This window comes from Flavobacterium sp. I3-2, assembly GCF_013389595.1.
Taxonomy (GTDB): Bacteria; Bacteroidota; Bacteroidia; order Flavobacteriales; family Flavobacteriaceae; genus Flavobacterium.
The window spans coordinates 3,077,933-3,100,796 of record NZ_CP058306.1; the positions used below are offsets into that span (position 1 = coordinate 3,077,933).

Below are 22,864 nucleotides of genomic sequence, written 5' to 3' on the forward strand. Positions count from 1 at the left end.
AAACAAAAAAAGTCCAATTTTTAATTTAATTGGACTTTCTTATAATGTTTAGAAAATGTCATTTCCCCACCATTTATCAAATGTTTTTGGAATAATATTACGAATGCTTTCTTCATCATCTTCATTCCAAGTAAAAACAATTTCTGGACGAGTATAATCAAAATCGCATTCTTCATCTGAATAAAAAGAATCTTCACCAAATCGTTGATTAAAAACATTGATATAAGCATAATCAAAATCTTCTGCTTCTGGATATTCGTCATCGGATAAATTTAAAAATTCATTACATAACGAATCGGCATTTTCCAATGCTTCGTAAAAAACTTCTTTTCCTCTGGCAACTAGCCAAAATCTAAAATAATCAAATCCATCATCACTACAACCTCCTAAAACAGTATAGGCAACTGCCCATAAATCTTGACGATATGAAATTTTATTGAAATAAATCCACCAATAAACATAACCAATGATTTCTTGTCTTGTAATTGGCATCAAAATATGTTCTAAATTTTTACCTTTTTCTGATTGTTCAATAATATTCCAAAATTCTTGCTCTGAAATATAATCTTTTGCATTTAAATTCATCTTTAATAAGAGTTAGTATTTATTAACTAAATATAATACAATTTTAACATTTCAAAAACTTATAAATCATACCTATAGCAAAAATTTATAAACTAAAAAAATTAATACTTAAATATTGATTCAATAAAAAAAACTATTTGCAAAATAAATCTAGTCATAGCATAAATAAATAAACTTTTCAAATGATTTTTTTTCTACTCGCCTATCTCTATTTTATTCATTAAATTTAAAACAAAAAAACGATACATAGTTTTGGTTAATCATAAAGATTGGGCTTTAAATTTTGGTCACATACAACAAGCTTAGCCACATTAATAACAAGTTAAAAAATGAAGACTTTAAAACAGATATTTGTCGAATTTGAAATTGGAGAAATTTACCCAGAAAATTTACCTAATGAATTAATCAATAGTATTGAATCAATTGAAAAGAATGATTTTATGATTAAGATAATTAATTTGTATAAACCTACGAGGTCAGACATATTACCATATTTATATCCAGCTTTCGGTATTACTGAAAAAGAAAAATTATCAAAAAACGAGAAATTAGTTTTACTCATAAATAAATGGATAAATAATAAATTAGAATGCAGAACTTTATATGACAGAATTTATTATTTTAAATTAGAAGATTCTTTGAATTCAGAATCATTTGAACGTTTTTTGCAAAACTTAATGATGTCTTTAAGTGGAAATTGGGTACCTGGTGATGAATGGGATTGGACAATTGAGAACTTACAAAAAGATTTAAATTCTATAGAAAATAGATATTCAGATTTTTTAATATAGTCTGCCATTAAATAGAGTTTTAGCAAATTATGAATTGAGTAGTAAACTTTCGATTTAACTTCACAAGAAATTAAATTTTTAATTCAAATAATCACGCCAAAACAAACCAACACATTATTATTTCAATTTTATTTTTTAAATTTATGTAAATTACAAAACACTGTTTATCAATCCATAATAACAAAAATGCACAAAATAAAATTGATTTTCTTGATTTTTATATTGTCACTAAACGTTTCTTGTTTTGAAAAGAAATCTACTGAACAAGAAATAACTAAACCAAAGTTGGAAACGAATTCAAAAACCGATACCTTAAAATTTACTTCAGGAATACGTGCTATTTTTCAAGACAGTAAAGGCAATTATTGGTTTGGAAGTCATAATGAAGGGCTTAGTTTATATGATGGTAAATCATTTGAATATTTTAAAAACAAAGAAGGTCTATTTGATAACCAAGTTCGTTCTGTTCAGGAAGATAAAAATGGTAAAATTTGGATTGAAACAGCAAAAGGAATAAGTGTATATGATAACGGAACTATTAAAACCTACACAACAAGTTTTAATAATCCAATTTTTAATTGGAATGAAACCAACGGAGATTTATGGTTTTATGCAGGAGAAGAAGACGGTGTAAATCGGTTTGACGGCGAGCATATGAAATATCTTATTTTTCCAAAACCTAAAAATAAAGATTATTACAATAGTTATGGCGTAACTGGTATTTCAAAAGATAAAAACGGTAAAATTTGGATTGCAACCTACGCTGCATTATTTAACTATGATGGTAATTTGGTACATATTTTTGATAACTATAAATTAAATCTAAAAGATGATGAATATTTGCATATCAGAAGTGTGTTAGCAGATTCAAAGGGTCAAATTTGGATTGGAAATAATGGAATTGGTGTAATACTTTTAAAAGGAGATTCTATAATTCATTTTTCAAAAGAACAAAAAAAATTAATTCCTATTAACGAATTTAAAACTAATACTAAATCAGAACAATTCAATAAAAACACAGGATTGCAATCTGTTTTTGCTATAGAAGAAGATTCATACGGAAATATTTGGTTTGGAGATAGAGATTCAGGAGCTTGGAAATTTGACGGTAAAACGTTAACAAATTATAAAATTGATTCAAAGTTAAACTCTCAAATGATTTGGAGCATTTACCAAGACCAAAACAAAAATTTGCTATTTGGAATGGCTGAAGGTGCTGTTTATAAATTTAATGGGAAAACATTTGAAAAACATTTTTAAAATCAAAAAACAATTTATAAATAAAAGGCAAATTATAAGGCTATTTGATTTTCAATAAATTTATTATTTAACACATCATCATAATTTCAATTTTACATAACAAACCCATCAAAAAAAACTATATTTGTACCACTCAAAAATCTATACAAGATAAAATGTAAAAAATAATTTCTTTCAGACAAATTCAGAACAGCAACCAAAATTGGAAGCGTGTTGTTAATTGTTTCATCTTTTAAGAAAGAAATTATGGTTATTTTACAAAACATTTCATATATACATCAAAACAAAGATTTACTGTTTAGCGACATCAATTTAACAGTAAACAATCGCGAAAAGACTGCATTAATCGGCAACAACGGAGTAGGAAAATCTACTTTGCTCAAAATTATCGCTCAAGAATTACAAGCTTCAAACGGTTTATTAAACATTGAAAGCAAGCCGTATTATGTTCCACAAATTTTTGGACAATTCAATCATTTAACCATTGCGCAAGCATTGCGAATTGAAGACAAATTGAATGCTTTGAAAGAGATTTTAAACGGAAATACAAGCGAAGAAAATTTCAATTTACTGAATGATGATTGGACCATCGAAGAGCGTTGCAAAGAAGCCTTGAACTATTGGCAATTAGATGATTTGGACTTATCGCTAAAAATGGAAACCTTAAGTGGTGGACAGAAAACAAAAGTATTTTTGGCGGGAATTTCTATTCATCAACCCGAATTAATTTTGTTAGACGAACCGAGCAATCATTTGGATATTGCAAGTAGAGAAATCTTATATCAATTTGTTCAAAATACTAAAAGCACCTTGATTGTTGTAAGTCACGACAGAAAATTGCTCAATTTATTGAACAGCGTTTGTGAGTTAAATAAACACGGAATTAAAGTGTACGGCGGCAATTACGATTTTTATAAGAAACAAAAGCAAATTGAAAATAATGCCTTAACTCAAGATATTCAAAGTAAAGAAAAAGCCTTGCGAAAAGCGAAAGAAAAAGAGCGCGAAACTATAGAACGACAACAAAAGTTAGACAGTCGCGGAAAAGGTAAACAAGAAAAATCGGGTGTTGCACGCATAATGATGAACACCTTGCGAAACAATGCTGAAAATAGCAGTTCCAAATTAAAAAGTGTTCATGCAGAAAAAATCGGTGGCATAACGCAAGACTTGCACGAGCTTCGCACTTCCCTACCCGATATTGATAAAATGAAATTTGGATTTGATAACTCTGCCTTGCATAAAGGAAAAGTTTTGTTTAGGGCAACCAATCTTAATTTTGCTTACGATACAAAACTTCTTTGGAACAATCATTTGAATTTTGAAATTGCAAGTGGCGAAAGAATGGCTTTGAAAGGAAAAAATGGTGCTGGAAAAACAACTTTAATCAAGCTTATTTTAGGTGATATTGAAACTCCAATAGGAACAATTTACAAGGCAGATAACAAAACGGTTTATATTGACCAAGATTATTCTTTGCTCGACAATAAATTGAGTGTTTATGCACAAGCGCAACAATTTAATATTACGGCAATGCCAGAACACGAAATTAAAATCAGACTCAACCGCTTTTTGTTTTCAAAAGACGATTGGGATAAATCGTGCAATGCGTTGAGTGGCTGCGAAAGAATGCGTTTGTTACTTTGCTGTTTGATGATTAATAGTAAATCGCCTGACATTATTATTTTGGACGAACCAACTAATAATTTGGATATTCAGAATGTAGAAATTTTAACAACTGCCATCAACGAATATCAAGGAACATTGATTGTTGTATCGCACGATGAAACATTTTTGGAACAAATAAAGATTGAGGGAGCGATTGTTCTTTAATTATAAACAATTAGGAGCAAAGGTTGGTGGTTTCATTTAATCGGCGAAATAAATTTGACTAATTTTGAATTTTATATAATGTAAAATGCTTTTTACTTTTGTTTTTATTAAATTTGTTAATGTTAAAAAAATAAGCAATCATAATTGTTTCTAGAATTAATACTTCTTAAAAAGAATTGAAGAAGAAATCTTTATAAAAAAACAAAATTGAAAGAGATTATTGCAATTTTAGCTTTAACGTTTCTAAATTTTACTTCGTACACTCACAAATGCGCAGTAGCTAAACAAAAAGAAACTGATACTATCGACGAAAAGAAATTTCAAACCTTATCTAAAGAATTGTTAACCAACAATTCCGACGATAGTCTATTTATGTTAATTAAAAAACTTGATGAAAATTATGTCAAAATTATTCCACCTAAAAATTTCGAATTTGTAGAAATAACTTCTCAAACTGAAATAACCACTATTGAAGACTTTAATGCAGATGGAAAGAAAGATGTATTAGTAAATTTAAAAGCTTGTGGAACGGGCGGATGTTTGGCTGGTTTATTTTTAAATCAACATGTAAATTATTACAAATTAGCATTTTTGGATTACTTGAAAAATCCAGAATATGAAAAAGAAAAAGAAGGTTTATGGACAATTCGTTCGAGTGAAGAGTTAGAAGCATATAATCCCTCAAAACTAAAAATATCTGTTTTTAAATTTAATAAAGTCAAATATAAATACGAACTCGATACTACATACATATATCATAACATTGAATGAAAAATGAGATACATTTAAATATTAAATTTCTACTAAAATAACGACTATGTTTTCTAAATTGAAAGTAAACACAAAACAATAAATGTTTTTTTTAATAATGTTTTTACATACAAAATTATAAACTCTTCATTTAAATAATAAGTTATTTAAAAATATTCCCCAGAAATAGAAAATCAAAACAATGACTCAAAAGTAATTAAGTTTGTAATACAAACAATAATAAGTTATTTTTTTTAATTAATAAACTAGAAAAAACGTAATTTTAGATTCTGTATAAGAAAATTAAAATGACAACACAAGAAACAAGCAGAATATTACCGATAAAAGGCGGATTCAATTTTAGAGATTTAGGTGGAATTCCTACAAAAGATGGTAAAACAATAAAACGCAATTTACTATTTAGAACAGACGAATTAAGTAATCTACAACCTATAGATTTAGAATTGTTAGCTCAACTAAACATTCAAACAGTTGTAGATTTTAGAACAGATTTTGAAAGATCTCAATCTATTGACAAAGTTCCTACCACATGTAAAAACCAAATTCACTTGGATATTTTAGCTGCTAATATGGAGTCTTTTATGACAGAAATTCAAAAAGGAATTTCCGATTTTAAACCTCTTTTAATGAATTTTTATAAAGAAATGGTTTTAAGTGACGATGCAATAAAAGAATATTCGGCTTTTTTTAAAGTACTTGAAAACCACGAAAACTCTTCGATTATTTATCATTGTACAGCTGGAAAAGATAGAACCGGAGTTGCTACAGCATTAATTCTTGAAGCTTTAAATGTGAATTGGAATGAAATCGAATCAGATTATATGCTTTCAAACGTATTTTTAAAAACTAAATATCAAACGTATATTTCTCAAAATCCAGCTTTGGCGGATGTATTTTTAGTTCAACCTACTTATTTAAAAAATGCATTTGAGGCAATCAATGAAACGTATCAATCTGTTGAGAATTATTTAAAAGCAGTATTAAAAGTAGATTTAGAATTGATGAAAAATATTTATCTTGAATAATTTACAACAAAAAAACGCATTGAATTGAGTATTAACAGTTAATAAAAAAAAACATCTTACAGATAAAAAAAACTTTCACAAAGCTTGTATTTTCTAGAAAGAGTCTCTATATTTGCACCGTTGAAATCAGGAAAAATTAAAGTTTAATTAATATTAAATTATAATCTGAAAAACAATTAACCAATTTATGGCGAGGTAGCTCAGTTGGTTAGAGCGCAGGATTCATAACCCTGAGGTCACGGGTTCAACTCCCGTCTTCGCTACAACAAAGGAAACAAGAAATTGTTTCCTTTTTTTATTCTCAAATTTTAAATATAGATTTTTTTTTTTCATAATTTATCAGCCACCAATTAAATCAACTAGAAAATGAATTTTGCAGAAGAGAGTTATAAACTTTATTGCCTACAAAACACTTCCGAATTAGAAGAAAATCCCGAATTAAACGTTTTCTTCATGTTAGAAAAACTAACTTTAAATTTTGGTATTACAAATGTTTATAAAAATTTTGACAGTATTGAATCATTTCAAGAAAGTTTGGAAACTTTAGTTTACACAGATAGAAATTTCAAAGAATATGAATTGATTTATCTAATTCTTTCAGGAAAAAATGGCACTATTGAAATCGATGGATATTTATATTCTTTTGAAGAAATCGCCGAAGTATTTCAAGGAAAACTAAATAATAAAATTTTACACTTTGCCAACACTAAAGATTTAAATTTAGATGAAGAAACAGCACAATATTTTTTAGACATTACTGGCGCCAAAGCAATTTCTGGCTATACAAATAACTCCCCTATTTTTAGTAATATTTTAGATTATCATTATTTTAAACTCTATCAAGTATATGATAATATTTTTGAACTCATCGAAAAGTTATTTGAACAACAGTACGCACTTTGCACAAATATGGGTTTTAGACTATACTATTAAATTTTAAAGACTAAAATATTTTTATTATCTTTTTTTATTTCTTAATTTTTTATACAAATCAATAAAAATACTCAAAAACAAAAGTTTATTCATTTTCAAATCTATTTTTTGAAGTATTTTTAAAAACAATTATCAAATAAATTATTTCAACTTTAATGAAAAAACTACTTTTAGCTTTATTCTTATTTTCTACATTATCCATAAAAGCACAATACGCATCAGAATATGAGAGTGGCTATGTGGTAAAATTAAACGACGACGGAAAAAAATACATTCGATTCATTTTATTTGGTCAAGCTTGGTTTCAAGATTACGAAGGTCATAATCAGAATGATGGTTTTTCAGTAAAAAGAGCCCGTTTAATTGCATATTCACAGTTAAACGATAAATTCATGATCCTAACTCATTTTGGCGCGAATGGAATTTCTGACAACAATCTAAGTCCAATGGGAAAAGGAAACGATGTACAAATTTTTCTTCACGAAATGATTCTTCAGTACAAAGTAACTGATTTTTTATCTTTAGGTGGAGGTTTACATAATTATGGTGGTATTTCTCGAGGTAATGGTCAAGGTTCTATAAATATGTTAACACTTGATAACAATAGGTCAGATTGGTCAACTTTAGGCTTATCAGACCAATATTTAAATCATTTGGGAATGTTTGCAAAAGGTAAAATTGACAAATTCAATTATCGTTTTTCAATCAGTGATGCTGTAGTTTCAACGCTAGACGGCGATTCGAATACCATTTTAAATCCTGGTGAAGAAAAATATTTAGGAAAAGCTTTATTACAAAAAGCAAAATATGCTTATTCAGGTTATGTAGATTATCAATTTTTAGACCAAGAATCGAACCTTCTTCCTTATCGAGTTGGAACCTATTTAGGAAGCAAGAAAATATTTAATATTGGTGCTGGTTTTTTCAGTCAAAATGATGCAATTGTTGAAAACTTAAATGGTAATTTAATCTCAAAAGATGCAAAACACTACGCATTAGATTTATTTTACGATGCACCAATTGGCGAAAGCTCATCCATAACAGCATACGCCAAATTTCAAAACTCTGATTTAGGAGATCGTTATTTGCAAGGTTTTGTTGTTGGAAATGGAAACCAATTTAGCGGTCATGTTGGTTATCTTATTCCTAAAAAAATAAGAGAAGGCGAATCAAAATACAAAAACAGATTCCAACCATATATTGCATATTCAACTCGGGATTTTACGGGACTAGACAAAGCTGCAAATGACTTTAAATTAGGCGCGAATTGGTATATAGATGGATTAAATGCAAAAGTAACAGTCGAATATCAAAAATCTAATTACCTACCAAAAAATGCAAATCAAGTATTTACTATTCAAGCCATGATTTTATTATAAAAAAAACAGCAGTCAAAAATGACTGCTGTTTATTTATAGATATTCCGAATCTAAATTAAAATCTAAATTTTAGAATTTATTTAGCTTCTAAATCAAGATTAAGTTTACTGTGAAATCTTGAATAACTGAAGTAAATTACCAAACCAATTACCAACCAAATTCCAAAATACAACCAATTCCAAACGGTTAATTCTGCCATCATGTAAAAACAACAAACCAAACCTAACATCGGTATTAATGATAAGTTTTTACGAATTGCCCAAATATTAAAAAATATCATAAAGAACGAAAAAATCCAAAGTGGGATTTTATGTTTAAACAATTCAAATCCGGTTTCATATTTAGATTCAAAACTTAAAGGAGATTGCGCAATTACATTATCATAATCAGCATTTGAATGTTCTTTTAAATACGTTAGATTATATTCTAAATCATCTGAATGTTCAGTAGTTTGAATCAAATCGTTTTCAGATAAATAGTTTAACAAAATAGTAGCTTCATCTTTATTTAACGACGTTACCAAATCATGAGGTTGTACAATTTCAGGAGCATTTGTTATAAAAGCGATTGTATCAGATTTTTTAATTGTAAATGCATAAACAAGAATTCCAATCGTAATTAATGGTAAAAAATATTTTGCATTTGCATATGGCGTTTTAAAACTACCTCGAGGAATATCTTTATCTTGAAGAATTAGCACACCTGCACATACCAATGAAAACGCAAATAAAGTACCGATAGAACACAAATCAGTTACCATGGTTAGATTCATAAACAAAGCTGGAATAGCCACAACAAAACCTGTAACAATAGTTGCAAACGAAGGCGTTTTATATTTCGGATGAATGGTTGCGAATTTTTCAGGTAACAATCCATCACGGCTCATACTCATCCAAATACGTGGTTGTCCCATCTGAAAAACCAAAAGTACACTCGCCATGGCAACAACGGCACTTACTGCAATTACACCAGAAAGCCATTTTAGATTTAATTTATCAAAAACAAAAGCTAAAGGATCACCAACATTTAGTTCTTTATAATTCACCATACCGGTTAAAACTAAAGCAATCAAAATATAAATAATCGTACAAATTACAATCGACCAAAGCATCCCGCGTGGTAAATCTCGTTGTGGATTTTTACACTCTTCAGCAGTTGTAGAAATCGCATCAAAACCAATATAAGCAAAGAAAACTGCTGAAACTCCTTTTAAAACACCAGTGATTCCGTTTGGAGCAAATGGATCCCAATTCGATGTATCGACATAAAAAATCCCTACAATTAAAACCAATGCGATTACAGCTAATTTAACGATAACCATAATATTACTCGCATTTCGCGATTCTTTCATTCCGCGATAAACCAACCAAGTTATCAATACAATAATTCCTAAGGCAGGAATATCAGCTACAAAATGAAACGAGCCAATTTGCGGAGCACTCAACCAAGCTTGATGCGCATGTTGTAGATACAAAGGCAAATTATCAAATGTTTTTCCATTTAACATCAAAGCTTCTGCATCAGCATATCCTCTACTTGCAGTTAAATAATCCATTTGAATCCATTGTGGTAAATGAATTCCTATATTATCGAGTAATCCAGTAAAATAATCACTCCATGAAATGGCCAACGTAATATTACCAATGGCATATTCCATAATCAATGCCCAACCAATAATCCATGCTATCAATTCTCCAAAAGCGACATAACTATAGGTATAAGCACTTCCAGAAACAGGAACCATCGAAGCAAATTCGGCATAAGCAAAAGCAGCAAATGCACAAGCCATTGCTGTAAAAATAAATAAAAAGATTACTGCTGGACCTCCGTCGGCACTAGCTTTTCCAATGGTACTAAAAATACCTGCACCAACTATTGCAGCAATTCCAAAGAAAATTAAATCACGTTGGGTAAGATATTTTCCTAATGATTTGTTATCTTTTTGGTCTGATTCTAGTTGATTTAAAATATCGGTAACCGACTTTTTTCGAAATAAATTCATTCAGTGTTTGTTTTATTTAAATAATAATGTTTCAATAACACATTCAACTTGGCTAAAATAAAGATAAAAATAAAAAGTAGAATAGCATTATAGAAATAAAAGTTAGTATAAATAAATTCTATTCTTGAATAAGAAATAATAATCAACTTGATAAGGAAAATCTAAACATAAGGCGTAAATTTGCAGTATAATAAAATAGAGAAATTATTAACTTTAAAATATATAAATCATGGCATTAGTTGGAAAAAAATTCCCAAACATTACTGTTGACGCAATTTCTGAAATGGGAGATAATTTAAGAATTAACGTTTTAGAAGAAGCTACAAAAAACAATAAAAAAGTATTATTATTCTGGTATCCAAAAGATTTCACTTTCGTTTGTCCAACTGAATTACACGCTTTTCAAGCAGCTTTAGCTGAGTTTGAAAAAAGAAACACGATGGTAATCGGTGCTTCTTGTGATACAAACGAAGTTCACTTTGCTTGGTTAAACACTGCAAAAGATAACGGAGGAATCGAAGGTGTAACTTACCCTTTATTAGCTGATACAACTCGTAATTTATCTACAGCTTTAGGAATTTTAGATATCGAATCTTCTGAATACAATGAAGAATTAGACCAAGTGGTTATCGAAGGTTCAAACGTTACTTACCGCGCAACTTACTTAGTTGACGAAACAGGAAAAATTTTCCACGAAGCAGTTAACGATATGCCATTAGGACGTAATGTAAACGAGTTTTTACGTTTAATCGATGCGTACACACACGTTCAAACGCACGGAGAAGTTTGTCCAGCTAACTGGGAAGAAGGAAAAGAAGCAATGCACGCTGACAGAAATTCTACTGCAGAATATTTAGCAAAATTAAACTAATCAATACATTTAACTAACATAATCCAAATTCTTGAAATTCATTAACTTGAGTTTGGATTTTTATTTAAAATCAAAAATCATGTTATTAGAATTAGATCAAGATAATTTACAAGAAATTGTAAACGGAAATAACAAAGTTGCTGTTCAATTTTCAGCTTCATGGTGTGGAAACTGTCGTATCATGAAACCGAAATTCAAAAAAATGTCAACTGAAAAAGAAGATATTACTTTCGTAATTGTTGATGCTGAAAAATTTCCAGAATCAAGAAAATTAGCAAACGTTTCTAACTTACCAACTTTCGCAACTTTTGTTGACGGAAAATTAGTAAACGAAACACAAACCAATAAAGCTGAAGTTTTAGCTGATTTAGTTAACGAAATTGCTTAATTAATTATGAAATTACCTATCATCAAACATTTGACTCAATTTATTGAGGATAACGACCAAGATTACGTAAACGAAACCATTGAAGTTTTAGAAGCATTATGCGAAGTTCCTTCATTAAAAGATGAAGAATTAGATGTAATTGCCGAATTAATTTCGAACATGTATGGTGCTGTTGAAGTAGACAAAATGGTTAAGGCAGGAATGCCTAAAAAAGAAGCTTTAAACACTTTCATGCAACGTGTTTTAGGTTCGATTGACAAATAACATTCAACAAACAACAAATATTTCCTGAGCGTCTTTGATTTTTCAAAGGCGCTTTTTTGTGAAATAAAATTACATTACTAAGTTAAATTTCCTTATTTTTGAAACTATAAAAAACTAAAATTATGGCAACAGTTACTTTAAAAGGGAATACTTTAAATACAATTGGAAATCTTCCTCAAAATCAATCAAAAGCAGAAAATATCGAATTGGTTAAAACCGATTTATCAGCTTTAAACTTCACAGACTATTTAGGAAAAAAAGTAGTTTTAAACATCTTTCCAAGTGTTGACACTGGAGTTTGCGCGCAATCTGTTCGTATATTCAATAAAGACTTGAGTTCTTTAGAAAATACGGTTGTCATTTGTATTTCAAAAGATTTACCATTTGCTCAGAATCGTTTTTGTGCTGCAGAAGGTTTAAACAACGTTATTATGGCTTCTGACTTTAGATCAGACTTTGGGAGAAAATATGGCGTTGAATTAACAGATGGCCCTTTAAAAGGTTTATTAGCTCGAGCAGTTGTTGTTTTAAATGAAGAAGGAATCGTTGTTTATTCTCAATTAGTTCCTGAAATTACAACTGAACCAAATTACGAAGCTGCTCTAGAAGCTACCAAATAATGTTACAAAAAAATCAATCTTTTATTTCGGGAAGAATTGCTAGTATCAAATATGCTTTTATTGGTTTTAAGAAACTAGCAACTACCGAACATTCAATAATTACGCAATTAATCGGATTATTCATCATGAGTTGTGCTGGATTCTATTTTAAGATTTCAGCAACCGAATGGATGATTCAAACTTTGGCTTTCTTTTTAATTTTAAGTGTAGAAGGACTAAACACAGCAGTCGAAAAAATTGCTGATTTTATTCATCCTAACTATCACAAAAAAATCGGAGAAATTAAAGACATTGCAGCTGGTGCTGTAACTTTTGCAGCACTTGGTACATTGATAATCCTTGCAATTATTTATTTACCAAAATTTAATTTATTTTAATGGCAAACAATAACAAAAAGAATACGAAACAAAATACAAGTAAGGCTAAAACGGAACCTAAAAAAGCAACTAATGGCAATCGAATAATTTTTTTGATTGCTACAATTTTTTTATTCACCGGTATTGCTTTATTACTTAGTTTCATTTCCTATTTTTCAACTGGAAATTACGATCAAAGTGTAATTGATTTAATCGGAGATAGTAATGTTAAATCAGATAATTGGCTTGGAAAACTAGGTGCTTTTTTAGCAAATTTTTTCATTTATGAAGGTTTTGGAATCGCTTCATTTCTTTTTGTAAAAATATCCATCAGTATTTCTGCTTATTTTATCTTTAAATTTCCTGCTTCGAAATTGAGAAGAATAATCTTTTGGGATTTATTTGCAATCATTATTTTGTCGGTATCTTTAGGTCATTTCAGTAAAAATCATTTATATCTTGGCGGTAACGTTGGCTTTGAAATGAATGCTTATATCCAAAGTTATTTAGGAAATTTAGGAACAACTTTATTAATTGTTTTCTTCATTTTATTTTATTTACTTTTTAGAATCAAAATGTCACCAGAACGTTTTACAGATATTGTAAAAGGTGCAAAAAACACTTTAGACGAAAATATTGCAAAAGCTGAAGAATTAATTAAAAACAACGAAACAGATAATCAAACAACTAAAAACGTTGTAATCCCAACAGAAAAAGAAACTTTAAATGAAATAGTTCCGCCAACTAACAAACCAACTATTTTAAAAGAAGATGAAGAAACAAAATCTGAAATAGTTTTTAACAATCAAAATCATCAATTAAATAACGACAAAAAATCATACGAAGGACCTGAATTATCAACAATTCATTCGTTAGACAATACCAATTCGTTTGATTTAAAAACAGAAGTTGCACCAAAACAAATTGAAATTCCTTTAGAGTCAACAGAAGAATTTATCATTGAACAAGTTGAAGAAGAATTAACCATCGAAGAAAATTTAGCTAATAAATTAGTAGCCGATTTTGGAGAATTTGACCCAACTTTAGAGTTATCTAAATATCAATTTCCTTCGTCAGAACTTTTAATTGAACATACCACGAAAGGAATCACAATTAATCAGGCTGAACTTGAAGAAAATAAAAATAGAATTGTTGAAACGCTAAACAATTACAAAATTGGTATTGCGCAAATTAAAGCAACAGTTGGTCCGACGGTAACCTTGTACGAAATTGTTCCAGATGCAGGAATTCGAATCTCTAAAATTAAAAGTTTAGAGGATGACATCGCGCTTTCGTTAGCAGCTTTAGGAATTCGTATCATTGCTCCTATTCCAGGAAAAGGAACTATTGGTATTGAAGTTCCAAATACAAATCCAACTACAGTTTCAATGCGTAGTTTGATATCTTCACCGAAATTTCAGAATGCAGAAATGGAACTTCCGATTGCAATAGGTAAAACCATTTCAAACGAAACTTTTGTATTTGACTTAGCTAAAATGCCTCACTTATTGATGGCTGGTGCAACAGGTCAAGGTAAATCGGTTGGATTAAATGCTGTTTTAACTTCGTTGTTATACAAAAAACATCCAGCTGAAGTTAAGTTTGTATTGGTTGACCCGAAAAAAGTTGAACTTACTTTATTCAATAAAATCGAACGTCATTATTTGGCAAAATTACCCGATACAGACGAAGCGATTATAACTGATAATACTAAAGTTATCAATACCTTAAATTCATTATGTATTGAAATGGACAATCGCTATTCTTTATTAAAAGATGCAATGGTTCGTAACATTAAAGAATATAATGAGAAATTTAAGCAACGAAAATTAAATCCTGAAAACGGACATAAATTTTTACCGTATATCATTTTGGTTGTCGATGAGTTTGCCGATTTGATTATGACAGCTGGTAAAGAAGTTGAAACTCCGATTGCCCGTTTAGCACAGTTAGCTCGAGCTATTGGAATTCATTTAATTATTGCAACACAACGTCCGTCTGTAAATGTAATCACAGGTATTATTAAAGCCAATTTCCCTGCCCGAATTGCGTTTAGAGTAAGTTCTAAAATCGATTCAAGAACCATTTTAGATGGTCCAGGAGCAGATCAATTAATTGGTCGTGGAGATTTACTTTTTACACAAGGTAACGATACTATTCGTGTGCAATGTGGATTTGTTGACACACCCGAAGTTGAAAAAATCACCGAATTTATCGGTTCACAAAAAGGTTATTCTGATGCTTATTTATTACCTGAATATGTAGGTGAAGAAACTGGCACAAGTCTTGATATAGATATTGCCGACAGAGATGTAATGTTTAGAGAAGCTGCTGAAATTATTGTAACTGCACAACAAGGTTCTGCTTCTTTATTACAGCGTAAATTGAAATTAGGATACAACAGAGCTGGAAGAATTATCGATCAATTAGAAGCTGCAGGAATTGTAGGTCCTTTTGAAGGTAGTAAAGCGCGTTCTGTAAACATCACAGATTTAGCTTCTCTTGATCATTTTTTGAATAACGAAAACAACAACAATTAATGAAAAAATTATTTGCCCTTATAGCTATCACTTTAATTAGTTTTAGTCAAGTAAATGCACAAAATTCGGATAAAGCAAAAGCTTTACTTAATGAAGTGACTACTAAAGTAAAATCATATAATAATATTGCTATCGATTTTGATGTGAATAACAACGGTCAGAATAGTAAAGGTAATATTACTTTAAGTGGAGATAAATATGTTCTGAATTATATGGGAATTACTAGAATATTTGATGGTTCAAAAGTTTATACTATAAATCCAGAAGACGAAGAAGTAACCATCCAAAATCCAAAGAAAAGCGGAGACGAATCTTTAACACCATCTAAGTTATTAACGTTTTTTAATTCGGGATACACATTTTCTTGGGATATTTCTCAGAATGTAAATGGAAGAAACATTCAATACATCAAATTAAAACCTACCGGAAAATCAGATGTAAAAGAGATACTACTAGGGATTGATAGTAAAACAAAACATATATACAATAAAATTGACGTTTACAAAAATGGTTCAAAATCAACATTAACTGTAAAATCATTTAAAACAAATCAAACTTTATCGAAAAATCATTTTACCTTTACCGAATCAAAGTATCCAAAATATTACATCAACAAAATAGATTAAATAAAGAGTGAAAATTCTTGATCGATATATTCTAACAACATTTATAAAAACATTCTTATCGGTATTTGCGATATTATATTTTATATTCGTTTTACAAGGCGTCTGGGTCTTTATCGCTGAATTAGCAGGTAAAGACTTAGACGTTCTTACTATTGTAAAATTTTTATTTTACTATTCTCCAAAGATGATTCCGATGGTTTTACCACTATCTGTTTTGTTAGCTTCAATTATGACTTTTGGAGATTTTTCTGAAAATTATGAGTTTGCCGCTATGAAATCTGCAGGTATTTCTCTACAACGCGCGATGCGTTCATTGATAATTTTCATTTTAATTTTAGCAGGAATTTCATTTTGGTTTGTTAATGATGTAGCTCCAAAATCTGAATTTAAATTTGTAAATCTTCGTAAAGATATTTTACATACCAAACCAGCAATGGCAATTACAGCTGGACAATTTAATGATCTCGGAAATATTAATATCAAAGTTGATGAAAAAACGGGAGATCGTGGTCAACATCTAAAAAACGTGACCATGCACATTAAATCTAATTCTAATTTTGAAAACAAAACAGTTATCAAAGCTGAAAAGGGTGAATTAGAAACAGATGACAATTCAAGTATTTTGCAACTTCATCTTTTTAATGGAAATTATTATGAAGATGTTTCTCCTTCAACAAATAGTAATGTTTCACAAAACAAAGTCCCTTTTGTAAAAACATATTTTGAAAAATATACAATAAATATTGATTTATCACAATTTGATAATTCAGAAGAAGAAAAAATTGAGATTACTAACACCGCTTCAATGATGAGTATTAATCAATTGAACTATACTTTGGATTCGTTGAATAACAATTTTAGAGACGAAAACAAATCGAATTTGGATAATCTTGGTATTAGAGTTAATACACAATTGAGTAATCTTATGATTAACAAACTTGATTCGCTTCCTCAAGTCTCTAAAAAAATAGAAATTATTGAAATTATTGAAATCATTGATAAGCAATCTAAAAACACAAAATCTCAAATTTATAGATTAGCTTCATCTAACGTTGAAAGCATTTATTATACGTTAAAAAATAATGAACAAAATATGCTTGAAAAACAAAAAAACATAAATAAGCATTACATTTCTTTTTATGAAAAATTTGTTGTTGCGTTTTCTTGTTTATTGATGTTTTTTATAGGTGCTCCACTAGGTGCAATTATTAGAAAAGGTGGTTTAGGTTTACCTATGGTTTTCGCCGTTTTAATTTTTATTACCTATCATTTCATTAATACATTTGGAAGAAAATTGGCTCAAGAAAACGGAATTCCGCCAGTACTTGGAGCTTGGTTGTCAACTCTAGTGTTACTTCCTTTGGCAATAAGCTTTACATCAAAAGCAACAAAAGATCGAGGTATAAATAGCTTTGATAATATAATATATTCTGTAAAAGAATTTTTTAAGAAAACATTCAATAAAAAACAAAATAAAAATGTCTGACATTCAACTAAATACAATTGAAGAGGCGATTGAAGATATTCGCCAAGGAAAAGTAATCATTGTAGTTGATGATGAAAACCGAGAAAACGAAGGAGATTTTATTGCTGCTGCAGAAAAAGTTACTCCTGAGATGATTAACTTCATGGCAACACACGGAAGAGGTTTAATTTGTGCTCCTTTAACACAAAAAAGATGTAAAGAATTAGATTTACATCCAATGGTAACTAACAATACTGTTTTGCATCAAACTGCTTTTACAGTTTCTGTAGATTTAATTGGTCATGGTTGTTCAACAGGAATTTCTGCACATGATCGATCTAAAACCATTTCATATTTAGTAAACGAAAATGCAAAAGGAGAAGATTTTGGAAGACCTGGACATATTTTTCCTTTAATTGCTAAAGAAGGTGGTGTTTTAAGAAGAACTGGACATACAGAAGCTGCAGTCGATCTTGCTCGTTTAGCAGGTTTTAAACCAGCTGGAATTTTAGTTGAAATTTTAAATGAAGATGGATCTATGGCTCGCTTACCTCAGTTAGTTGAAGTAGCAAAACGCTTTGATTTAAAACTTATTTCAATTGAAGATTTGGTTGCTTACCGAATGAAACACGACAGTTTGATTCAGAAAAAAGAAGATTTTGAAATCAACACTAAATTTGGTCAATTTCGTTTAAGAGCATATTTACAAGTTACAAACAAACAGATTCATATTGCACTTACAAAAGGTGTTTGGAACAATGGTGATACGGTTTTAACTCGTATTAATTCAACACAAATTAATAACGATATTTTAGAAACATTAACTAACAATAACGAAGAAAAGTTAGACAAAATGTTTAAAGCAATTGATAAAGAAGGTCGTGGTGCCATTATTTTTATCAACCAAGATAATTCAAACTTAAATTTATTAAATCGTTTAGCAGAACTAAAAGCAAATCAATCAGAAACTGAAGTTGCCAAAGCTCCAAAAGTAGTTTTAGATGCAAAAGATTTTGGAATTGGTGCCCAAATTTTACACGATTTAAATATTTCTAAAATTAAATTGATGTCTAATTCTGGCGAAACGAAACGCGTTGGTATGATTGGATATGGTTTAGAAATTATGGATTATATTAATTTTTAATTCTTTCAAATAAAAAAATTGAACCTTATCGGGAAATCTTATTTCTCTTTCTTTGTAAAAAACCGATTAGAAAAAACTAATCGGTTTTTTTAAATTAAAAAGTCTCAAATTTCAATTTCAATGTATTTCAACGCAATAAAAACCTAAACTTTCAAATGTTTTTATAATATCTGAACTCGAATAATTTGTCGCATCAATTCGTAAAATACGATCACAATCCTCTAAATCAAAATTTATATTTCCAATATACAGTTGATTAAGCTCTCTTAAAATAAAGAAAGCTTCAGCTGTAGTTTCAACATTTGTTTTAAAAATCTTTACCATCAAAACATTTTTTATTTCAATTTTCTATTCACCTTATCCTGATAGTTAAATAAATAAAAACTATCAAACTTATATTTTAATTGATGTTTTTCAATAAATTGAAAATAATCACTTTGCTTTTTATGTACTTTATCTTCAACGAATACAAACCAAAATTCATCAATTCCTATTTGTTCTTTATAAAATGACGTTGCATAATGATTGTGAATATTCGGAAACAAAAACTCATTATCAATAATTGCTAACTCATAAAATAAAACCCCAAATCTATTTGTGTCTTTTTGAAAAATATTTAAAGGATAAGAAGTGCATTCTATAAGTTTAAAATTTGTATCTAATGATTCGATAAAATTTATTGAATCTGCAATTTGTATTTGTTTCAATAAATTTTCTTCTTTTGTCAAATCAGCATCAATACGATTTGAAAATTTATGAAAAATCTCGATGTTCATTTTATTTCACTTTGGTACAAAATAAATACAAATACAAACATGAATATTTGTTTTTCTATCAACCTACATTCTAACGCTACAAAAGAGCTTTTATTTTATATAAATTTATTAAAGGTTTGTATAAAAATAACTTGACAAACTAAAACTTAAAGTATTTTTGTTACGATGGAAGATTTTAAAATTAATAATAAAGACCAAAGAGTTTTAGACTTTTTAACTGAGGATAAATCTAGATGGAAAAGACATGTTTTGTTTCTAAGTGTTTTTTTCATAATTACATTTACAGGAAATCAGAATACCATTTACGGTTCACCAGTTGGAAATTATATTGCCTTGAACATTTACATCATCTTTGTACTTATGTTTTATATCAATATGTACATTTTGGTTCCTGTCTTTTTATTTAAATCAAAATATGTTCCTTATACTATTTTATTAATCTTATTAGCAACTTTTGGAATTACCATTTTAGGATTTATAAACAGAAATTATTTTTATCCGCTTTTAGAAAACAATTTACTTCATGACCCTGCCTTTATTGAAAGAAATTCTTATCTAAAAAATGATTTGAGTAGAATTGTAATTGTTTGTGCATCTTTAATTTCAGTTTCAACAACTATTAAATTATTGCAACGGTGGATTAAAGATAACAAACGTATCAATGAACTAAAAAATATTACATTTGAAATGGAACTTAATGAATTAAAAAATCAAATAAGTCCACATTTTTTGTTTAATATGCTAAACAATGTCAAAGCTTTAATTCGAATCAATCCTGAAATGGCAAATACAGTAATTATACAATTATCAGAGTTTTTACGTTATCAGCTATATGAGAATAATAAAGAAAAAGTATTACTTATATCTGAAATTGAATTCATGACCAATTTTCTTAGGTTAGAACAAATCAGAAAAGACAATTTTCAGGTTGAATTTGAAAACAATGTCAAACAATCTGATTTAAATCGCTTGATGATTCCGCCTGGATTATTTACAGTTTTTATTGAAAATGCCATAAAACATAGCGTATCATTAAACGATGATGAAGTTTATGTCAAAGTTTACCTAACTATCATAAATAATCATTTGCATTTTACCTGCGTAAATTCAACCGATAGTAAAATTACAATTAATAAAAACACAAACTATAACGGTTTAGGTTTGGTTAATATTAAAAGAAGATTAGAACTTATTTTTGGTAAGAAACATCAATTACAAATTGAATCGACACTCAATAAATACACAGTAACTTTAATTTTTCCGGTATGAATTGCATCATTATAGACGACGAACCATTAGCACGCCAAGAGCTTGAAGCGCTAATAAACGAAGTTGCTACTATTGAAATCTTGGCTAAGTTTTCATCGGCTTTGAAGGCTTTAGAATTTTTAGAAAATAACAAAGTTGATTTGATTTTTTTGGATATTGAAATGCCGCATTTAAACGGTTTGGAGTTTGCTAAAAAAATAACTTCAGAAACCATGGTCATTTTCACGACTGCGTACGGACAATACGCACTAAAAAGTTATGATTTAAATGCACTTGATTATCTTTTAAAACCAATAGATTCTGACCGACTTTTGAAAGCAATTAATAGGGCAACTGAACATTTTGAATTGTTATATCCAAATAAAGAAGCTTTAGACGAAAATTCGGATGAATATCTTTTTATTAAAGCAGACCGTCGTTTTTATAGAGTGCTTTTTAATGACATTTTATTTATTGAAGGTTTAAAAGATTATGTAATTATTCATACAGCAAATCAAAAATTAATAACTGCCTTGAATCTTAAAACCATTTCGAAAAAATTACCTCTTTCAAAATTCATTCGAGTTAGTAAATCCTACATTGTAAATCTGAACCAAGTAAGCTCTTTTGATTCACACACAATTTATATCAATGAAAATGAAATTCCGTTGGGTGAAGTTTACAAAAAAGATTTTTATAAAAATTATTCAAATGGAACTTTAAATTTCTAATCTAAATTTCAATTCCATTTGATTTTACTTTGGTATAATAGAAATAAGTTTTCAGCTTCTTTAAACTTTTATGAAGACTTCGCTCCTACTTTTCTTTAATTTGAAAAGTAAACTAATTGAAATATCGATTACAATCCAAAAAATTGCTAAAATAATGGTTGTTTTAGAAATTGAATTTTCAGAAAAAAGTAAACTGTTTAATTTAGGATTTATTACTAACATCGTCATCAATGCTAATATTAAAAATACACAAAACATAGCTGTTCGAGATAAAAGATAAGTCAAAAAACTTTTGTTTTGATAAATCCAATTGTAAAAAAACGAATGAAATATTCCTAAAACCAAACCTAAAGGTAACATTGTTTGAATAGTTGTTCGATATATTGTTTGCATCGAAATATGAGAAACTAAATTCACGGTTTCAAATAAAACGTTTTCTTGTAAAAAATGATATTTAACAAACACAAAAAATAAATTCATTAAAACCCAAAGTAAGGTTATAAAAATAATTTCTTTGGAATGATATAAAAACTTTGGTTGCATTTTTTTGTTTATTTTCAATAGATAAAAACATTTCTAGGTTAAAATTAAAACGATAAATGTTCAATACTTATCCAAAGAAAATAATTAATAAAAATGGTTTAAATCTTTTTATACAAACAACCTTAAAATTTATACTAAACTACAATTATGAATTTAATAAATAAAATAAATCCAAAATAAAAATAACTTTAAGTGAGAACCTAAAGTTATTTTTTATGATTTTAATTATTCTTTTATCGGATCTACAATGGTTCCTAAAGGAAATAATTTTCTGAATACAAAACCAACTAAAGGTCCTGCGATTAAAATTTGTAATGGATAAGCCATTATAAAATTTCTTGGAATTGAGATAAATAATTCTGAAAACCAATTGTCATTTAAGTCATTAAATAACAAAGATCCTATTACCGACATTAAAATGACCATTTGCGTTACAAAACAAAAAGAACTGATTAGTATTTTTTTAGGTAAAGCGTCTTCTTCTTTAACAAATTTGTGAATTAAAGTATGAGCCGTTTTACTTACAAAAAACCATTCAACAATAAAAGCAATTGTAAATGTTAACGGAAAAACAATCCAGGCGTTTTTTATGGTTGAAATTGAAAATCCCTGATGAAGTACAAGATTATAAGTGGTCATAACTCCTGCCATTACAGTAACCATTAAAAACGTATAAACTAAATTCTCTCTTTTATTAACTGGCATTGGGTTCA

General features: G+C 28.7%; 24 protein-coding genes and 1 tRNA gene. 19 read left to right on the forward strand and 6 right to left on the reverse strand.

Going from position 1 to position 22,864, the window contains the following annotated elements; genetic code table 11:
- Positions 1-48: 48 nt before the first annotated feature.
- Positions 49-585, reverse strand: a complete 537-nt coding sequence (locus tag HW119_RS14580) for a DUF4240 domain-containing protein (RefSeq protein WP_177765627.1) — start codon at positions 583-585, stop codon at positions 49-51.
- A gap of 329 nt (positions 586-914) precedes the next feature.
- Between HW119_RS14580 and HW119_RS14585 the strand changes: the two genes are divergently transcribed.
- From HW119_RS14585 to HW119_RS14620, 8 genes are all read left to right on the forward strand, one after another.
- Entirely contained in the window at positions 915-1,376 is a 462-nt protein-coding gene (locus HW119_RS14585) for a hypothetical protein (RefSeq protein WP_177765629.1), read from the forward strand.
- Positions 1,377-1,562: 186 nt separating this feature from the next.
- A complete protein-coding gene (locus HW119_RS14590) occupies positions 1,563-2,636 on the forward strand; it encodes a two-component regulator propeller domain-containing protein (protein WP_177765631.1) in 1,074 nt (357 codons plus the stop codon).
- A 246-nt stretch (positions 2,637-2,882) separates the two neighbouring features.
- Complete coding sequence (locus HW119_RS14595; protein ID WP_177766711.1) at positions 2,883-4,469, forward strand: ABC-F family ATP-binding cassette domain-containing protein; 1,587 nt, start codon at positions 2,883-2,885, stop codon at positions 4,467-4,469.
- 207 nt (positions 4,470-4,676) lie between these two features.
- A complete protein-coding gene (locus tag HW119_RS14600) occupies positions 4,677-5,240 on the forward strand; it encodes a hypothetical protein (RefSeq protein ID WP_177765633.1) in 564 nt (187 codons plus the stop codon).
- 287 nt (positions 5,241-5,527) lie between these two features.
- Complete coding sequence (locus tag HW119_RS14605) at positions 5,528-6,265, forward strand: tyrosine-protein phosphatase (protein WP_177765635.1); 738 nt, start codon at positions 5,528-5,530, stop codon at positions 6,263-6,265.
- Between the two features lie 189 nt (positions 6,266-6,454).
- Positions 6,455-6,528, forward strand: a tRNA-Met gene (locus HW119_RS14610).
- Positions 6,529-6,631: 103 nt separating this feature from the next.
- Positions 6,632-7,198, forward strand: coding sequence for a DUF6642 family protein (locus HW119_RS14615; RefSeq protein WP_177765637.1), 567 nt, complete (start codon positions 6,632-6,634; stop codon positions 7,196-7,198).
- A 155-nt stretch (positions 7,199-7,353) separates the two neighbouring features.
- Positions 7,354-8,577 carry a hypothetical protein gene (locus HW119_RS14620; protein ID WP_177765639.1) on the forward strand — a complete coding sequence of 408 codons (1,224 nt, stop codon included), beginning with the start codon at positions 7,354-7,356 and terminating at the stop codon, positions 8,575-8,577.
- Positions 8,578-8,653: 76 nt separating this feature from the next.
- On the opposite strand, the gene HW119_RS14625 is transcribed toward HW119_RS14620, so the two are convergent.
- Entirely contained in the window at positions 8,654-10,579 is a 1,926-nt protein-coding gene (locus tag HW119_RS14625; RefSeq protein WP_177765641.1) for an amino acid permease, read from the reverse strand.
- Positions 10,580-10,808: 229 nt separating this feature from the next.
- Here HW119_RS14625 and HW119_RS14630 point away from each other — a divergent pair, with 229 nt between their 5' ends.
- The 9 genes from HW119_RS14630 (at position 10,809) to ribB (ending at position 18,853) form a co-directional block, all read left to right on the forward strand.
- Positions 10,809-11,450, forward strand: a complete 642-nt coding sequence (locus tag HW119_RS14630) for a peroxiredoxin (protein WP_177765643.1) — start codon at positions 10,809-10,811, stop codon at positions 11,448-11,450.
- 79 nt (positions 11,451-11,529) lie between these two features.
- Positions 11,530-11,838 carry a thioredoxin family protein gene (locus tag HW119_RS14635; protein ID WP_177765645.1) on the forward strand — a complete coding sequence of 103 codons (309 nt, stop codon included), beginning with the start codon at positions 11,530-11,532 and terminating at the stop codon, positions 11,836-11,838.
- A gap of 6 nt (positions 11,839-11,844) precedes the next feature.
- The gene (locus HW119_RS14640; protein WP_177765647.1) at positions 11,845-12,102 is read left to right on the forward strand and encodes a DUF6952 family protein; all 258 of its coding nucleotides are present in this window, start codon (positions 11,845-11,847) and stop codon (positions 12,100-12,102) included.
- 122 nt (positions 12,103-12,224) lie between these two features.
- Complete coding sequence (gene tpx / locus HW119_RS14645) at positions 12,225-12,722, forward strand: thiol peroxidase (RefSeq protein ID WP_177765649.1); 498 nt, start codon at positions 12,225-12,227, stop codon at positions 12,720-12,722.
- Positions 12,722-13,099 carry a diacylglycerol kinase gene (locus tag HW119_RS14650; protein WP_410503960.1) on the forward strand — a complete coding sequence of 126 codons (378 nt, stop codon included), beginning with the start codon at positions 12,722-12,724 and terminating at the stop codon, positions 13,097-13,099. Before tpx ends, HW119_RS14650 begins: the two co-directional genes overlap by 1 nt.
- Positions 13,099-15,618 carry a DNA translocase FtsK gene (locus tag HW119_RS14655; RefSeq protein ID WP_177765651.1) on the forward strand — a complete coding sequence of 840 codons (2,520 nt, stop codon included), beginning with the start codon at positions 13,099-13,101 and terminating at the stop codon, positions 15,616-15,618. Before HW119_RS14650 ends, HW119_RS14655 begins: the two co-directional genes overlap by 1 nt.
- Positions 15,618-16,244 carry a LolA family protein gene (locus tag HW119_RS14660; protein WP_177765653.1) on the forward strand — a complete coding sequence of 209 codons (627 nt, stop codon included), beginning with the start codon at positions 15,618-15,620 and terminating at the stop codon, positions 16,242-16,244. The genes HW119_RS14655 and HW119_RS14660 overlap by 1 nt, the downstream gene beginning before the upstream one ends.
- Before the next feature lie 7 nt (positions 16,245-16,251).
- Positions 16,252-17,730 carry an LptF/LptG family permease gene (locus HW119_RS14665; protein WP_177765655.1) on the forward strand — a complete coding sequence of 493 codons (1,479 nt, stop codon included), beginning with the start codon at positions 16,252-16,254 and terminating at the stop codon, positions 17,728-17,730.
- The gene (ribB, locus tag HW119_RS14670) at positions 17,723-18,853 is read left to right on the forward strand and encodes a 3,4-dihydroxy-2-butanone-4-phosphate synthase (RefSeq protein WP_177765657.1); all 1,131 of its coding nucleotides are present in this window, start codon (positions 17,723-17,725) and stop codon (positions 18,851-18,853) included. The genes HW119_RS14665 and ribB overlap by 8 nt, the downstream gene beginning before the upstream one ends.
- 117 nt (positions 18,854-18,970) lie before the next feature.
- On the opposite strand, the gene HW119_RS14675 is transcribed toward ribB, so the two are convergent.
- Complete coding sequence (locus HW119_RS14675; RefSeq protein WP_177765659.1) at positions 18,971-19,177, reverse strand: hypothetical protein; 207 nt, start codon at positions 19,175-19,177, stop codon at positions 18,971-18,973.
- 11 nt (positions 19,178-19,188) lie between these two features.
- Complete coding sequence (locus HW119_RS14680) at positions 19,189-19,629, reverse strand: hypothetical protein (protein WP_177765661.1); 441 nt, start codon at positions 19,627-19,629, stop codon at positions 19,189-19,191.
- 165 nt (positions 19,630-19,794) lie between these two features.
- Here HW119_RS14680 and HW119_RS14685 point away from each other — a divergent pair, with 165 nt between their 5' ends.
- Positions 19,795-20,898, forward strand: coding sequence for a sensor histidine kinase (locus HW119_RS14685; protein ID WP_177765663.1), 1,104 nt, complete (start codon positions 19,795-19,797; stop codon positions 20,896-20,898).
- Positions 20,895-21,608: a LytR/AlgR family response regulator transcription factor gene (locus HW119_RS14690; RefSeq protein ID WP_177765665.1), complete on the forward strand. Its 714-nt coding sequence runs from the start codon at positions 20,895-20,897 to the stop codon at positions 21,606-21,608. Before HW119_RS14685 ends, HW119_RS14690 begins: the two co-directional genes overlap by 4 nt.
- A gap of 60 nt (positions 21,609-21,668) precedes the next feature.
- On the opposite strand, the gene HW119_RS14695 is transcribed toward HW119_RS14690, so the two are convergent.
- Both HW119_RS14695 and HW119_RS14700 read right to left on the reverse strand, forming a co-directional pair.
- A complete protein-coding gene (locus HW119_RS14695; RefSeq protein WP_177765667.1) occupies positions 21,669-22,151 on the reverse strand; it encodes a hypothetical protein in 483 nt (160 codons plus the stop codon).
- Positions 22,152-22,376: 225 nt separating this feature from the next.
- Complete coding sequence (locus HW119_RS14700) at positions 22,377-22,856, reverse strand: DUF2798 domain-containing protein (protein ID WP_177765669.1); 480 nt, start codon at positions 22,854-22,856, stop codon at positions 22,377-22,379.
- Positions 22,857-22,864 lie beyond the last annotated feature (8 nt).

Coding starts and splice junctions, on each gene's coding strand:
- HW119_RS14580 (WP_177765627.1), bottom strand. CDS start 585: ATGAATTTAAATGCAAAAGATTATATTTCAGAGCAAGAATTTTGGAAT.
- HW119_RS14585 (WP_177765629.1), top strand. CDS start 915: ATGAAGACTTTAAAACAGATATTTGTCGAATTTGAAATTGGAGAAATT.
- HW119_RS14590 (WP_177765631.1), top strand. CDS start 1,563: ATGCACAAAATAAAATTGATTTTCTTGATTTTTATATTGTCACTAAAC.
- HW119_RS14595 (WP_177766711.1), top strand. CDS start 2,883: ATGGTTATTTTACAAAACATTTCATATATACATCAAAACAAAGATTTA.
- HW119_RS14605 (WP_177765635.1), top strand. CDS start 5,528: ATGACAACACAAGAAACAAGCAGAATATTACCGATAAAAGGCGGATTC.
- HW119_RS14615 (WP_177765637.1), top strand. CDS start 6,632: ATGAATTTTGCAGAAGAGAGTTATAAACTTTATTGCCTACAAAACACT.
- HW119_RS14620 (WP_177765639.1), top strand. CDS start 7,354: ATGAAAAAACTACTTTTAGCTTTATTCTTATTTTCTACATTATCCATA.
- HW119_RS14625 (WP_177765641.1), bottom strand. CDS start 10,579: ATGAATTTATTTCGAAAAAAGTCGGTTACCGATATTTTAAATCAACTA.
- HW119_RS14630 (WP_177765643.1), top strand. CDS start 10,809: ATGGCATTAGTTGGAAAAAAATTCCCAAACATTACTGTTGACGCAATT.
- HW119_RS14635 (WP_177765645.1), top strand. CDS start 11,530: ATGTTATTAGAATTAGATCAAGATAATTTACAAGAAATTGTAAACGGA.
- HW119_RS14640 (WP_177765647.1), top strand. CDS start 11,845: ATGAAATTACCTATCATCAAACATTTGACTCAATTTATTGAGGATAAC.
- tpx (WP_177765649.1), top strand. CDS start 12,225: ATGGCAACAGTTACTTTAAAAGGGAATACTTTAAATACAATTGGAAAT.
- HW119_RS14650 (WP_410503960.1), top strand. CDS start 12,722: ATGTTACAAAAAAATCAATCTTTTATTTCGGGAAGAATTGCTAGTATC.
- HW119_RS14655 (WP_177765651.1), top strand. CDS start 13,099: ATGGCAAACAATAACAAAAAGAATACGAAACAAAATACAAGTAAGGCT.
- HW119_RS14660 (WP_177765653.1), top strand. CDS start 15,618: ATGAAAAAATTATTTGCCCTTATAGCTATCACTTTAATTAGTTTTAGT.
- ribB (WP_177765657.1), top strand. CDS start 17,723: ATGTCTGACATTCAACTAAATACAATTGAAGAGGCGATTGAAGATATT.
- HW119_RS14675 (WP_177765659.1), bottom strand. CDS start 19,177: ATGGTAAAGATTTTTAAAACAAATGTTGAAACTACAGCTGAAGCTTTC.
- HW119_RS14680 (WP_177765661.1), bottom strand. CDS start 19,629: ATGAACATCGAGATTTTTCATAAATTTTCAAATCGTATTGATGCTGAT.
- HW119_RS14685 (WP_177765663.1), top strand. CDS start 19,795: ATGGAAGATTTTAAAATTAATAATAAAGACCAAAGAGTTTTAGACTTT.
- HW119_RS14690 (WP_177765665.1), top strand. CDS start 20,895: ATGAATTGCATCATTATAGACGACGAACCATTAGCACGCCAAGAGCTT.
- HW119_RS14695 (WP_177765667.1), bottom strand. CDS start 22,151: ATGCAACCAAAGTTTTTATATCATTCCAAAGAAATTATTTTTATAACC.
- HW119_RS14700 (WP_177765669.1), bottom strand. CDS start 22,856: ATGCCAGTTAATAAAAGAGAGAATTTAGTTTATACGTTTTTAATGGTT.